Annotated in this window: 14 protein-coding genes; 1 reads left to right on the top strand and 13 read right to left on the bottom strand. The window is 59.6% G+C overall.

Annotated elements, in window-relative coordinates:
• Nucleotides 1-59 precede the first annotated feature (59 nt).
• From RBB62_RS13090 to RBB62_RS13030, 13 genes are all read right to left on the bottom strand, one after another.
• Nucleotides 60-2,036: a DUF4340 domain-containing protein gene (locus tag RBB62_RS13090; protein ID WP_309399366.1), complete on the bottom strand. Its 1,977-nt coding sequence runs from the start codon at nt 2,034-2,036 to the stop codon at nt 60-62.
• A gap of 2 nt (nt 2,037-2,038) precedes the next feature.
• Nucleotides 2,039-3,523, bottom strand: coding sequence for a GldG family protein (locus tag RBB62_RS13085; RefSeq protein ID WP_309399365.1), 1,485 nt, complete (start codon nt 3,521-3,523; stop codon nt 2,039-2,041).
• Nucleotides 3,520-4,284, bottom strand: coding sequence for an ABC transporter permease (locus RBB62_RS13080; protein WP_309399364.1), 765 nt, complete (start codon nt 4,282-4,284; stop codon nt 3,520-3,522). Before RBB62_RS13080 ends, RBB62_RS13085 begins: the two co-directional genes overlap by 4 nt.
• 3 nt (nt 4,285-4,287) lie before the next feature.
• Complete coding sequence (locus tag RBB62_RS13075; RefSeq protein WP_309399362.1) at nt 4,288-5,325, bottom strand: ABC transporter ATP-binding protein; 1,038 nt, start codon at nt 5,323-5,325, stop codon at nt 4,288-4,290.
• A 119-nt stretch (nt 5,326-5,444) separates the two neighbouring features.
• Nucleotides 5,445-6,209, bottom strand: a complete 765-nt coding sequence (locus RBB62_RS13070) for a type III pantothenate kinase (protein WP_309399361.1) — start codon at nt 6,207-6,209, stop codon at nt 5,445-5,447.
• A gap of 6 nt (nt 6,210-6,215) precedes the next feature.
• On the bottom strand, nt 6,216-7,223 hold the full coding sequence (locus RBB62_RS13065; protein ID WP_309399360.1) for a biotin--[acetyl-CoA-carboxylase] ligase: 1,008 nt from the start codon (nt 7,221-7,223) through the stop codon (nt 6,216-6,218).
• Nucleotides 7,220-8,149, bottom strand: coding sequence for a carboxylating nicotinate-nucleotide diphosphorylase (nadC, locus tag RBB62_RS13060; protein WP_309399359.1), 930 nt, complete (start codon nt 8,147-8,149; stop codon nt 7,220-7,222). Before nadC ends, RBB62_RS13065 begins: the two co-directional genes overlap by 4 nt.
• A gap of 212 nt (nt 8,150-8,361) precedes the next feature.
• On the bottom strand, nt 8,362-8,976 hold the full coding sequence (locus tag RBB62_RS13055; protein ID WP_309399358.1) for a penicillin-binding protein activator LpoB: 615 nt from the start codon (nt 8,974-8,976) through the stop codon (nt 8,362-8,364).
• A gap of 73 nt (nt 8,977-9,049) precedes the next feature.
• Nucleotides 9,050-9,433, bottom strand: coding sequence for a GxxExxY protein (locus RBB62_RS13050; RefSeq protein WP_309399357.1), 384 nt, complete (start codon nt 9,431-9,433; stop codon nt 9,050-9,052).
• Nucleotides 9,434-9,471: 38 nt separating this feature from the next.
• On the bottom strand, nt 9,472-9,933 hold the full coding sequence (locus tag RBB62_RS13045; RefSeq protein ID WP_309399356.1) for a YcfL family putative periplasmic lipoprotein: 462 nt from the start codon (nt 9,931-9,933) through the stop codon (nt 9,472-9,474).
• Nucleotides 9,914-11,407 carry a COG3014 family protein gene (locus RBB62_RS13040; RefSeq protein ID WP_309399354.1) on the bottom strand — a complete coding sequence of 498 codons (1,494 nt, stop codon included), beginning with the start codon at nt 11,405-11,407 and terminating at the stop codon, nt 9,914-9,916. The genes RBB62_RS13045 and RBB62_RS13040 overlap by 20 nt, the downstream gene beginning before the upstream one ends.
• A gap of 91 nt (nt 11,408-11,498) precedes the next feature.
• Nucleotides 11,499-12,074, bottom strand: coding sequence for a YceI family protein (locus RBB62_RS13035; protein WP_309399352.1), 576 nt, complete (start codon nt 12,072-12,074; stop codon nt 11,499-11,501).
• 505 nt (nt 12,075-12,579) lie between these two features.
• Nucleotides 12,580-12,849, bottom strand: coding sequence for a hypothetical protein (locus tag RBB62_RS13030; RefSeq protein ID WP_309399350.1), 270 nt, complete (start codon nt 12,847-12,849; stop codon nt 12,580-12,582).
• 61 nt (nt 12,850-12,910) lie between these two features.
• Between RBB62_RS13030 and RBB62_RS13025 the strand changes: the two genes are divergently transcribed.
• Nucleotides 12,911-13,687: a PEP-CTERM sorting domain-containing protein gene (locus tag RBB62_RS13025; protein ID WP_309399348.1), complete on the top strand. Its 777-nt coding sequence runs from the start codon at nt 12,911-12,913 to the stop codon at nt 13,685-13,687.
• Nucleotides 13,688-13,777: the final 90 nt, after the last annotated feature.

The following is a 13,777-nucleotide window of genomic DNA, read 5'->3' as shown; positions in this document are numbered from 1 at the left end:
CTTCACATCATCCAAGTTCTTTGGTCACTTGTAAATATTCCTTATTCGCGGGACGGCAATTACTGGGACGGGGTCGCGGGGGCGGGCTGATTCTTGGTCGCGTCGACGGGCGCGTCGAGCACTTCCTCGGGGCTGCGCGGCGCTCCCGGCGGGTTCTTGCCGAGCGTTAGCGGGAAGAGTGCGTCGATCAGATCCGAGGTCAGCAGGAAGGTGACTTTTTGCTGGGGAGAGCCGCCAACCTGGCGGATGCCGTCGCGGATGGTAAAGGAGTAAGAGCGCTTTTCGCTGCTGCCATCACCACCTGGGATGATGATGTCTGCATCGAGGCGGTAGCGCCAGGGGAGGTTCGGCAGCTCCTTGAATTCCGGCATCAGGTATTCCTTAACGTGGAAGTCCTTCAGCGTGTCAACAATGGTCAGGATTTCGGCGCGGTCCACGTTGTCGTCGGCCAACGCGGTGGGCCAAGTCTGGGAGTCGGTCTTGATGCTTTGCTCGAAAAGAACCTTGTTGGCTTCCAAGTCGGTGATCTTGATCGACTCCACGCGGGCGTCCTTGGGCAGGCTGGTCAGCGTGCGGCTACGGTAGGCCAGGGCGTCGGCACGCATGGCGCCGAGGATGCCGAGATCGACCGCGTAAACCGAGGCCTTGTCGGCGGTCTTGGCGTAAAGGTTGCGCGGGTTGGCCCAGTGCGGCGGATTGGTTTCGTTGGAGGCGCTGATGTTGTTGCCGAGCAAAAGGGTCCAGTCCTGGCTGGCTTTGATCGTTACCTTGGCGACCGGATCGGTGAGGCCCCAGGCTTCAAGGTCGCTCGGCGCCGGCGCATCGCTGACGAACGCCACGACTTCCAGCTTGTGCAATTCGGTGATGAGCGCATCGACGAGGGAGGTCGACGCGGCTTCGGTTTTGACGGGGCCGCCGTTGGCGCCCTTGGCCACGCTTTGCCAGGCGGGGGGCTCATCTGCGCTGCGGGCTTCGAGGCGCTGGAGGGTCAGAGTCTTGCCAGCGCGGTTGATTTCCAGCGCGGTCACCTTGGCTGGATCGAAGCGCAAAATGCGGCGCTCGCGGAGCTCTTCCTGGGCGCGGGTCAGGTGCTCGAAGGGCTTCTGGTTGACGGTGAAAATGGTCGTATCGTCGCCGCCGTTTTCGAGACGCGCGTAATACTGAGGCGGGGTGTTTTCGGGGAGGTTCGGCACTTCGCCGCCGAGCAGCAGCGTCTGGCGACGGTTGTTGCCGCCGAGGGTGACGCGGAGCGAAGGCGTGGTCAACCCGGCCAGCTCGGGGCTGATTTGCCCAGTGGGGATCAGGCGCACGACGCGCTGGCCAACGATCAACGCCAGCGTGTTTTGGACGAGTTGGTCATCGGCCTTCGCGGGAACCGGCGTCTCAAACGACCAGCCGTCGGCCCCCTTGACGAGGCGGATGCGCTGGGCTTGCGATTGGACGGAAAGGCTTTCCAGCTCGAAGACGGGCACATCGAAAATGCGTTGGTTGCGGAGCTCGGAGAGCGGGGCGGCGATGGAGCCCAGGAGCTCGTCGCCCACGACCAACACTTCCTTGCCGCCGGGTGCCATGATGTAAAGGCGATTGCCCATTTGGGTCGGCGAACCGATTTCGAGCTTGGTCTTTTCGCCGTCGCGGGCGGTCAGGATCAGCTCGAACTTCGCGGGGTCGAGGCCGAAGTCAGCCAAGCCCTGGCCGTGCTTTTCAATGTCCGACAGCGGGATGCGGGTTTCCTTTTCGAGGAAGCGAAGTTGGTCGAGAATCTTTTGGACGGCGTTTTCGTTGGCCGGCCATTTGACGGGCTGGTCGATTTGCCAGCCGGTGCGGTCGTCTTTCTTGAGCGAGCGCACCTGGTCTTGGCCATCCTCGCCGCGGGAGGTGACGGTGATGCCCACGATGTCGCTGGACTCCGGCAGCACGAGCGAGGTGTCAGCGGCTTGCGCGGCGCGCGGGTCCTCGCGGTTGTCGAGGTAGTAAAGGTAGGCGAACGCGGCCGCATTGAGCAGCAGGAGCACGAATGTGAGTTTCCAACGCATAATTATCGGCGGCGTAGCATGAGGATCATCAGGCCGACTAACGCGACCGCTCCGGGAAGCGCCAGCAGGCGGAAGTAAATTTGAAGGGCTTCGTCCCGGCTAATCAAGAGCTGATGTCGCTCAATGACGCGGGGTGGGATGTTGACCATTTCGTCGCGCTCTAACATCCAGTTGAGCACGCTATTGAAGAGAATCGGGTTGGCGCCCCGGTTGAACTTCGCGTTGCCGAGCCAGCCGGAGTTGCCAAACACCGCCAGTTTGCCGCCCTGCAGGTCGAGCCCGAGGTCGGAGCCGGTGACGCGCTCTGACACGACGGCCATGCTGACGGGGCCCGCGAGGTCGCTGGCAGGGTCATATTGCGAGGACTCGTTGCGGTAGTTGCGCTCGCCCCAGCTCATAGGGGAGGAGCCGACGAGCTCCACGGCCTGCAATCGATCGTCCAGTGGAGAGCCCGGGTCGATGCGGACCGGACGGCTCAGCCCGAAGAGGCTCTTGATGTTGTTCTTTAAAATATACTCCGTGGTCGGGTGCTCGGCAAATTTGGCCACGATCATGTCACCGCCGGAGGCGATAAAGTTGTCCGATGCTTCGAGCACGATCATGTCGTCCGCGAGGACGCCCCAGTCGTAGAAGAGGTTGTCTAGGCCGTGGTTGATGGCCGGATCGAGCAGCACGATTAGGCGCCCATCGCGCTCGTCGAGGTATTTACGCAGCTTCTCCTGCTCCTCGGGCATGAAGGCGATCTGCGGCGCCGCCACGATGACCACATTGGCGTCTTCAGGGACTTCGGCGACGCTGGTCAAGTCGAGCGCCTTGGCGCGGTAGTTGCGTTTTTTCAGGAAGGTCGCCATCTGCGAAAGACCGCGGCGCTCGGAGACGTCTTCCAAGCTCATTTCACTGTGGCCCGTGGTGAAGTAGAGTGTAGTCGGCTCAGCGCGTATCACGTCGAGGATGGCGGTGGTCACGGCCTGTTCGCCGGTGAAGACCTTTTCGTTGACGGCGGTGTCTTTATAAAGATCCGTCAGGTAAACTTCGTGGTAGTCGTCGCCGCAGGTTACCACGACGACGATTTGCGCCTCTTCCTCGGGCTTCACATTGTATTTCTGGACAAGCTCTTCCGTTGCGCGGCTGTCTTTGTAAATATTGATGTAGTCGACGCTCAGCTTGCTCTGGCCATTGATGCGCGCAGCGTATTCAAACTCACGCAGGAGGTTCTGGATCTCTAGAAATAACTCCGCAAGTTCGGATGACTGGCTGTTTGTCGGCTCGGTGACGATGATGCGGATCGGCTCATCGATCTGCTGGAGGTAGGCCAGGGTTTCCGGCGCCAGCGAGTAGCGATGCGTACGGGTAATGTCCTCGCGCAGAAAGTGCTTGGCCGCGATCAAATTGAGCGCGATGGCCAGCGTCAGCGAGAGGGTGATTTGGATCGTGCGGTTGAGCCGCTTGACCCAACGGGCTACGCGAAAATCTTCCAGGGCGCTCATGCTTTGCTTTCGACGATGAGGGTGGTGATGCCCAGCAGCAGCATGGTCAGGCTGCCGTAGAGGAAGAGCGGGCGGGAGTCGAGCACGCCACGGCTGAAGTCAGCCAGGTGTTCAAACGAGTTAACGTAATTAACCAGGTCGTAGGACTGCTGAATCCAGTTGGAGTCCAACATTGGCAGTTTGACCATCAACGCGCCGGCGAGGATGACCACGAACAAAATGCAAAAGCTCAGCATGCCAGCGACGAGCTGGTTACGCGTCATGCTGCTGGCGAAAATGCCCACGGCAATGTAGAGCAGGCCACTGATCGCAATGAAGCTGTAGCCGCCGATCATCGAGGCGGGGTTGAACAGCAGGTTCAGCGGCACGCTTTCGCCGACGTAGTAGTGGACGATGAACGGGAAGGGGATCGTCATAGTCCACAGGAAAATATAAAAGAAATAGCAGCTCAGGAACTTGCTCAGCACGATATGTAGTGCGGTCGCAGGTGTGGTCATGAGGGTTTCCAGCGTGCCCAGGCGGCGCTCTTCGGCGATGGACTTCATCGTGAGTAGCGGGATCATGAAACACACCGGAATCCAGAAGGTCTGGAAAAACATTTCTGCCACTGTGGAGTCCGACGGTTCGGAGGCGGCGGTGTTCAGATAGATATAATACACGAACGTCATGAGCAGCATGTAAAGCACTGCCGCGACATAACTGGCCGGTGCGATGAGCAGCATCCGGAGCTCGTGAAGAAATAAGGTGAAAAAGTGACGCATGGGTTAGTGCTTCGGCATGGGGACGCCGGGGCGGGTGCGGCCCTTGAACGGCGCGGCGGTTTCATCCCAGCTGCGGCGCGTGGCGGCCATGAAAATGTCTTCGAGGTTGGGCTGAAGGCGGGCCAGCTCGCGGATGCGGGCGTTGGCGCGCTGGAGGTTTTCCAAAATAGGCTCCGTGAGGACGAGCTCGGAAGGTGCCTTGCAGCGGTGCTCCCAGTAATCGTCGTCGAGCGGGGTGGAGGTGTCGATGCTCAGCTCGTGGTGGACGCCGGCCAGCACGCGGGCGAGGTCGCCCTTGTTCAGGTTGACGTTCAGGCGGTAGGTGGTCTTGGGCAGGAACTCCTTGCGCAAGTCGGCGGAGTTGCCGTTGGCCACGATACGGCCCTGATTGATGATGATCACCCGGTCGCAGGACTTCTCGATCTCCGGCAGAATGTGGCTGGAGATGATCACGCTCATGCGGCCGCGGAGGTTGTCAATCAGGTTGCGGATGGAAAGGATCTGGTGCGGGTCGAGGCCGATCGTGGGCTCGTCCATCACGATCACATCCGGTTCGGCCAAAATGGCGTCGGCAATGCCCACGCGTTGGCGGTAGCCCTTGGACAAGGCGCCAATCACCTTGCGGCGGGCCTTGCGCTGAAGGTCGCAAATTTCCATGGCCTCATCGACGCGGGCCTTGACCTTACCCATCGGCACTTCCTTGAGGCGGGCGCGGTAGCGGAGGTATTCCAGCACGCGCATGTCCTCGGGCAGCGGGTTGTGCTCGGGCATGTAGCCGATGTGGCGCTTGGTCTCGTAGGGGTTCGTGGCCACGGGGATGCCGCAGATCCGCACAATGCCGGAGCTCGCCGGCTGGAGGCCGCAAATGGTGCGCATCGTGGTGCTTTTGCCCGCGCCGTTAGGCCCCAGGAAGCCGACGATTTGACCGGGTTCAACACGGAAAGACACGCCGTCGATCGCCTTGACGCGCCCGTAGCGCTTCGTCAGGCCGATGACTTCAATGGCGGGTGGTGGGGATTCTTTAGGTTGCTCCTCTGGCACGATGCGAACTTCTGACAGCCCTAACCACAATTTCGTTCACTGAAAATCCAACTAGGGCTGTATTTTAAACCGGCAGAGCAAAGGGAAAGTTCCGCCCTAAATCAAGTATCAAACGGGGCTTATCCGTCAGCGATGGCTATTCGTCTGCGCTGCGCCTCGGCCAAGCCCAGAAGGGTTAAATCTGGCTCGGCGCGGAATTCCGCCAGCGCGTCGCGGAGAAAGCCCCGCGCGGCGCCGCCCGTGAGGACGACGGCGGGCTCTGCTTCGCCGAGGGCGGCGTATTCCTCGCGCACGCCTTCCAGCATGCCGCGAATCATGCCCGGGTACCCACGGGTGCAGCCGACGGACATCGCTTGGACCGTGCTCCGGCCAATGCGCAGTGACGGGTCGAAATCTTCTTCCGAGAGTTGCGGGAGTAGCGCGGTTTTTTCGTGCATGTAGTGCGTCATCGAGGCCAGCCCCGGCGCGATGATGCCGCCAATGAAGCCTTGGCTTGCGGACACGATGTCAAAGGTGGTTGCCGTGCCCATGTCGATGACGACTACGGACTCGCTGACGAGCGCCTGGGCGCCGAGGGCGTTGGCCAGGCGGTCTTGGCCAATTTGCTGTGGGCGTTCGTAGGTGATGGTCAGACCGGGCGCGTCGTCACAGGTGAGACGCCAGTGGGGGCGGTCTGCGGCGTTGAGTGCGGCGGATAAATTATCGGCGGTCGCTGGCACCACGCTGCACCAGCTGACCGGTCCATTGCTGGCGGAGAGAATAGTCGGCAACTCCGTGATTAAGTGATCGCGGTGGACATCGCCGCGCTGCGTGACGCGCCTATCCGCCACTACGGCCCAGTGGGCGGAGGTGTTGCCGATATCGATGACCAATACTTCCGCCATGGCGCGCTAGGCTTGGTAATTTCCGCTCAAGCTGACATCGCCCGCGGCGTAGGTTTTAATTTCACCCGTCGGCAAGCGCAGTTGCAGGGCGCTGGTTGAGTCGATGCCGACCACTTCGCCGGTCACAGCGCCTTCGTAAGTGGAGATTGTCACCGACTGGTTGTTTATGGCGGAGAGTTCGTCCCAAAGCTGCTGCATTTCGGCATCGATGTTGTCGTTTTGGTAGTCGTCAAACGCGTTGACGAGCTCGTTCAGGACGAGGGCGGTTGCGGCGCTCATGGAGAAACGACGGCCGCTGGCGTGGCTCAGGCTGGTGGCGATACTGCGCACTTCGACGGGCCACGTATCCACGGCGCTGTTGATGTTCAGGCCGAGGCCGAGGATCAGCTCACGCATGCGGTCGGAGTCCAAACGGGCTTCCGTTAAAATACCGGCCAGCTTGCGGCCTTCGATCAGTAAGTCGTTGGGCCACTTGGCTTTAACCTTTACGCCGCTGTAGGCGGAAAGCTTGGCCGCCAACCGGAGGCCGACCCACACCGTGAAGCGCTGCATGAACGCGGGCGGCTTGCCCGGGCGCACGCCAAAGCTGAGCATGAGGTTGCCACCGTCGTCGCTGTGCCAGCGGCGTCCCAGGCGGCCGCGACCGGCGCTTTGTTTGCGCGATATCACCACAAGGGGACTTCTCGCGCCGTCGGTGAGCGTGCGCATGGCCTCGTCGTTGGTGCTGGCGCATTCTTCGAGTAAAATCCAGTGGATATCCGTGCCCAGCGCGCGGAGCTCCAGCTCAAGGAGCAGCGGATGAAGCGCCTCGGGCTCGCCAACGAGCGTGTAGCCTTGGCGGCGGACGGCGTCGATCTCGAAACCGGCTTCCTTGAGACGGTCGATGCGGCTCTTGATGCTTACGCGGGAGACGCCCAGCTTGTCCGCGAGCTCTTCACCGGAGACAAAGCCGGGCTGCGCGTCGCGCAAGGCGGCGATCAGGCTGAGCTCGGCTTCGTTGATGGAATCGTTCATTGCCAGTCGAGTCCAATGTCCACCCAAGCGGCCTGGTGGACGGTTGCGCCGGTCGAAATAAAGTCCAGCCCGAGCGTGGCGAGGGAGGGCAGGCGCTCAATCGTAATGCCACCGCTTGCCTCGGTTAAAGATTTGTCACCAATTAGAGATATTGCCTCACTCAAGCGCTCGTTGCCGAAGTTATCCAGCATAATGACGTCGGCGCCGGCTTCGAGGACGGGCGGAATTTGCTCCAACTCGTCGACTTCGACTTCCACCCCGAGGTCGGGCCGCTTGCGCTTGGCCAGCTTGACGGCGGATGCGAGGCGGGCGCCCTTGTCTGCGCCTTCTGCGGCCAAATGGTTGTCCTTCAGCATGATGCGGTCGTAAAGGCCGATGCGGTGATTCCAGCCGCCGCCACAGGCCACGGCGTATTTTTCGAGCACACGGTAGCCAGGGGTGGTCTTGCGGGTGTCGAGCAGGCGGGTGGGGGAGTCGCCCAGCGCGGCGACGTAGCGCTGTGTCTCGGTGGCGACGCCGGTCAGGCGCTGGAGGAAATTCAGGATGACGCGCTCGGCGGTGAGGATGACGCTCTTTTCGCCTAGGAGCACTCCGATGCAGTGACCTGCGGCGACGTGCGCGCCGTCGGCGAGCTCGGTGCGAAACTTTGCGTGCTTGGCGCCGCTGCTGTAGCGCTCCAGGATCATGTTGACCAATGGCAGGCCGGCGAGGGTCATCGGCTTGCGGGCGATGAGGCGCGCTTCACCGCGACCGGGCTGGATGACGGTTTCGGTGGTGGCGTCGCCAATGCCGCTGGGCACGGCGTCGAGCCCGCCACCAGCGAGGTCTTCGCGCCAGGCGAGGTCGATGAGGCGCGCGAACCAATCGGTATCGAGCTCGTCCCAAGTCAGCCGGTGGCTGAAGTCATCCAAAAGGCGTTTGGCCATGCGTGCATCTTTTTCCAGCGCAAGCGGTTAGCCAAGGCAAAATTCCAGCCATTCAGGAATTCGTGACGGCGGTGTGACAGTAACGCTTGTGAATCCGTTGTTTTTAATTCAGATCAGGCTTCTACTGTGTCCATCTCACCGGCATTGAGCGCTGTCGCACTCCAAGAATTTCTACAAGCAATATCTCGTTGCGGAATGCGGTTGGTTGGCCTTTACCAGCCAACCGCGTTTCTTTGGCCTTGTTTGGTGATGTTCTTCTCGTCTTCCCAGACGGCGAGGCCGTTGTTGGTTTGGGTGAGGCTGAGCTGGAAGGTGTAGGTGACCTGGTTCGTCTTGCCAGCCGACGCGCGGTCTTCCAGCAGCTTGCCGGAGAGGGTGAAGAACGGCAGCGGCTGGGTGCTGGTGTCGTTGTTCTCGAACTTCTGGATCTCCATCGTCTGGCGGGCCAGCTCGTCTTCGGCGTAGTTGCCAAGGCCGTAGGTGGTGGTCGTGACGACCTTGCCGCTCTGGTTGAGCGCGACGCGGATCTTCTTGGTCAAATAATCGGTGTCGACCTGCTGCGTGGTCTTGTTGGTGATGCGGCCAATGCCGAGGACGGCGGGCTGCGTGGGTGCGCGATCGAGGACGCCGCTCAGGAGCATGCTTTGCACCATTTGGTCGGCGGCGTTGGACCAATCCTGGATGTTGATCTTGTCGAGGCTGACGATGGTCTGCGTGCCCTCGGAGTCGACATAGCGGGCGTCGCGGCCAGGGGTTCCCGAGGAGGCGCAACCGGAGAAAATAACCGGCAACGCGGCAAGGCTAAGCAAGGCAAGGCGTGTCTTCATGGTGCTGTTCTTTAAATGTTGATTCCCAGAAATACGAAATGAAACTCACGCAAAGACGCAAAGGCGCAAAGTTTTACGCTGCGAGTTGATTCACTACACGATGGATACCGTCTTTGATGAGGGGGGAGTTGAAGTTAATTAAGAGGCCAAGGTTTACTTTCATCAGGCGGATATAGGTGAGGAGCTGTTTGTGGTGCACCTTATTTACCTGCTCTACTGACTTGAGTTCCAAAACTACTTTCTTGTTGATTAGAATGTCGGCTCGGAAGCCTTCATCGAAACTGATTCCGTTATATTGTATCGGAACTTTTACCTGTCGCTCAACTTGAAGGCCTTGCTGGGTTAGCGCTTGGGCCAGAACTACTTCGTAGACTGATTCCAAGAGCCCGGGGCCTAACTCACGGTGTATCTTCAAAGCCTCATTTACGACTATTCTGCTGATCGCATTCTCGTCCATTTCTTTGCGGCTTTGCGTCTTGGCGTGAGTTTCCTGTCTTAGTAGCCGCGGCGGGGGCGGGTGCCTTGGCCGACGGTGGCGTTGTAGGTTTCGCGGGCGAGGAGCTTCAGGCGGAAGTCCACCACGCGCGGGTTTGGCGCAATGGAGGTCAGGTAAACTTTTTCGCGGCCAAGGATGAAGCCGCTTTTCCAGAGTGCGGGCGGGCTTTGGACCTCGAAGCCGTCGGCCTCGATCCAGGTGAACTGGTAATTGAAGTCCTCGGGGCCGTAGTTCTGGTTTTCCACCTGCACCTGCACAAACATCAGGTCGCCGCGTTGGCCTTCGTTGACGTCGAGCACGGTGACCTTGCGCGCCAGCGCGGGGTCGGTGTCCACCTTCTTGATCGCAATCAGGTTGGGCTCAGCCTTGGGGCTGGCGGGTTCGACGGTGTTGACCGAATTGCAACCGGCCAGGAAGGCCAAGGACGTTGCGGCGAGCAGGCTATAACAAACGCGTTTCATTCGTGGTAGGATCGGGTTTGAGGACAAATTGGGTGACCCGCAGCGGGGCCATATTGCTGTTGCTTTTAACGTAGACTACGTTGACCACGCCGGGTTCCAACGTGACCGTGATCTTCTGGCCACCAACGGGTTGGGTCAACGTCAATTTCCGGCTCGCTGGCGTGGCGAAGCGCGCAAACTGCACCTCCTTGGGCAGCGTGATCCAGCTGCGAAGGTCGGCGCTGTTCATGGCGGCCTGGTAGATGGCGCCCGCGATCATGATGGCGGTGGCGACGTTGCTGTTGTCCTTCGTTGCCTCGTAAAGCCCGTAGGTGATGGCGGCTTTGGCGCCAGCGCTGATGAGCGTTTTGGTGATGATGATCGGCAACTCGTTGTCGAACTCCTGCGCGATCACGGAGTCCATGCTGCACAGGGTCTTGGTGCGAAAAGTCTGGCTGCCGACGGCGACATCGAGGTAGGGCACGTATTGGCCGGTCATTTTGAGCTTCGGGAAGGCGGCGCCGACGTAGGGCACGCCCTTGGCGCCAAAGATAAACACCGGGATGTCGATGCGGGTCTCGTCACGGTAGGGGGCCATGCCGGTCTCGAAGAAAACATAGGTCGCCGGTGTCATGGGCTGCCCGGAGAGCAGCGCTTTGACTGCGGCGTCGTCCCCTGCCAGGTAATCATTGGTGCCGATCATCGACGCCGTGCGTTGGAAGTCCTTCGCTGCGCGCTCGACATCAGGCAGGTCGGCAGCCTGGGCCAGGTGGAACACGCCGTCGAGGTAAACCGTGAACGGGTTGACGTAGGGCGCGTAGGCCTTGAGCTGGTCGAGGTAGCCGTAAACCGAGCTGATGTTGCGCTGAAACTGCGGGTCGCGTTCGGCGCGCTCGACGTCGTAATTCTGATTCTGCTGGCTGGAAGATTTCGATGCTTTGGCTTTGTCGGATGACTTTTCGGCGGCGGCGGTGGCTTCGGCAATGCGCTGTGCGTTGTCGTTCACGGCTTCGCGCTGGCGCTCGAGGGCGCGGTTGAGGAATACGCGGGCGTCGTCGTATTGGCCGAGCTGCAGGTAGTTCAACGCCTGGTAGGTGTTGAGCATGATCTTGTCGTAGGCCGTGCCAGTGTAGGGCAGGTAGCTGAGGTTGGTCAGCGTGGCGCCTGCTTCGGCGGCCAGGCGGATTTCCGCGCCGGCGTCGTATTGCTTCATCTCGGCGTCGGCGTCGTCAAAAGCCTTGATGCTAGCCTGGTAATTGCCCGCAGCGCGGAGGGCCGAGCCTTCTTCCAAGCGGAAAACAATCTGGTCGACTCCGTCATCTTTGTCGGCCGCAGCGGCAGCGGCGATGGAGGCGGCGGAGGCGTCGTTACCGGCTTTCCAGGCATTGCGCAGCGCCTTGGTGTCGTCCTGATAGCTGGCGCAACCGGCCAACAGCAGGGCCACTCCCAGGAGGGCAATTTGGAGGGTGCGTAGCTGGGTGGTGGGCAGACTCACAAGTGGGCATCATGAGGATTTTTCGCCACTTGAAAAACAAAAACCCGACCGCGTGATGCGATCGGGTTGAAAATGTTACTGTCCGCTGGGCTTACAGCTTGCGGTGGCCTTGAATGGAAATGGTGATTTCCACGTCGTCGCCTACGATTGGGCCACCCGCGCTCAGGCCCCAGTCTGTGCGGTCGATCTTGGTCGTGCCCTTGAAACCAACGATTTCCATGCCCTTGTAGTGCCCGGAGCCTTCGACGGCGCCGAGATATTCGACGTCAAGCATGACAGGTTTCGTGACGCCTAGCAGACTCAGATTTCCTGTGACTTGGTATTTTTTGTCGCCGCTCTTCACCCACTTGGTCGTCTCGAAGGTCATATCCGGGAACTTGGCGACATCGAAGTAGTCACTCTTTTGCAAGTGGCTGTCTCGCTTGTCGTTATTGGTGTCGACGCTGGCGGTGTTGATGGTCGCCTTGGCGGAGTTCTTGGTCGCATCTTCCGTGTCGACGGTGACGGTACCAGAGAACTTGCCGAAGCTGCCGTTGACGTCATTCACGAAGTGGCGAACCGCGAAATTGACCCCCGAGTGATTGGGATCGATCTTGTAAGTATATTGCTCAGCGAATACGCTCAGCGTCGTTAGCAGGCTGGTGATGAGTATGGTGGCTTTTTTCATAGTGCTTATAAGATTAGATTTATATCTTTGCGTCAAGGTAATCCTATAAACGGTTTTAAATCAAGTTGGTCGTAGCTTTTTTGGGGGAGAATATTTTCGGGCGCTGGCTCCCTGCCGGACACGAAGCTTGTGCGAGTGTTGGCTCCTGCCCCACGGGAAAGCGAATTCGCGTGCTGGGAGTCATGCGTTTCGCGTGCGTAAGTCGTTGGTTCCCAGCGCGGATTATTAGTGAGAGCTACTCACTAACAAAATGATCGTGCGTTCACTTTTTTGTTGGAGGATAGGTGTGGTTTGTTTAGTGTTTTATTGATCACTTATTCGGCTGCACGGAGGTAGCACTCGCTGAAGCTTCGCGCTCCCACCGCTTCGCAACTTTTACCCACCTACACACCTTACGCACTTATGAACCTCTCCACCCACCACCATCCGCCTTAGCGCCTGCCGCCGAGGTATCCCAGTCGACGCCATGCGGGGGCTTTCGAGTCGCCAGCGTGTGAACATTGCGTCAATGGGCCCATTCGCCGCCGGGTAGGTGTAAAGTGCCCGGCTTACGACGCCCAATGTTGTCGTAAATGAACTCCACGCCGGACGCTCTATGCCAGTCTGCCCAGCGCCGTGTCGACGTTCCTGTCTTGGCCCCTAAGCCGAGTCGCCCCACCTGCGCTGTATTTTCGGCGAGCGGGCGGGATTCTTGTTCTTTGATAAATTGAATAGAGGCGGTTTTAGCCCCCCCTCGGGCGCAGTGGATGCGGCTCCATTTTTTGCCGCGTTTCATTTTGCAAATTTGCAGGTGAGGTGTAACATTTACAGCCAATCACCCGTTGTTTTATTTACCCATGAATGTTCCTTCTTTGCCCGGCAAAGGTCTCTTTGCGTCTCTGTCTGCCAGCGTACTGGCGTTTCCCCTCACCGCAGCCACGGTCACTTACGTGGGTTCGCAGCTGTCTATGGAGACCTACTCCAATGACCCGGCGGGCTGGCGCTCGGCTGGCGATCCCGATAAGCCACTGGACATCGATAGCAACGGCGTGCTCGGCACGGATGGCTACTACATGGCCGGTTCGGTGGGCGAGTCGCTTCCGGGCTACATCTCCGACATCACTGCGCACATGGCGAATTATGGTGGCAACGCCGGCTATGCACAGATCGACAATCCACTGGACGCCAGCGGCAATGATGTGGTGTCTGGCTCCTGGTATATGAATGGCGCGGCGGCGGGCACGGAGAGTGATTTCCTCACGATTACTGTTGGCGCCGATGCGCCGGAGTCCATCCGTCTGTCGATGCTGTGGGACAACACCGACAACTCGTTTGGCCTGACGGAAATTCAAATACGTGTCTATCAGACTACTGGCGGCACGGCGGATTCGGGTTTCCAAAGACTGACTGCGGGTGACGCCGTGACGGACTGGTATTTCTTCGACATCGATAACGCGCAGGCAGGCGACGTCTTTAAGGTGCAGCTCAAGAATAACAATACGGGCAACCGAAACCTGCTCCTTGGCGGCGTCGCCTTCGATGGCGCATTGGTCCCTGAACCGGCCACAAGCGGTTTGCTGATGGGTGTGGGCGCTGGCGGCTTGATTTGGTTTTACCGCCGCAAGCGTTCGTAGAGCTCAGCGTCGTCTAGAGATAACATGAAGTTGCCGGGTCCAGCACTTGCTCAACCCGGCAACCGATGATAGATCAAAAACAATACCTGG

The sequence above is a fragment of the Cerasicoccus maritimus genome, assembly GCA_031296935.1.
GTDB classification, from domain to species: Bacteria; Verrucomicrobiota; Verrucomicrobiia; order Opitutales; family Cerasicoccaceae; genus Cerasicoccus; species Cerasicoccus maritimus.
This window is presented reverse-complemented; position numbering and strand designations above follow the sequence as displayed.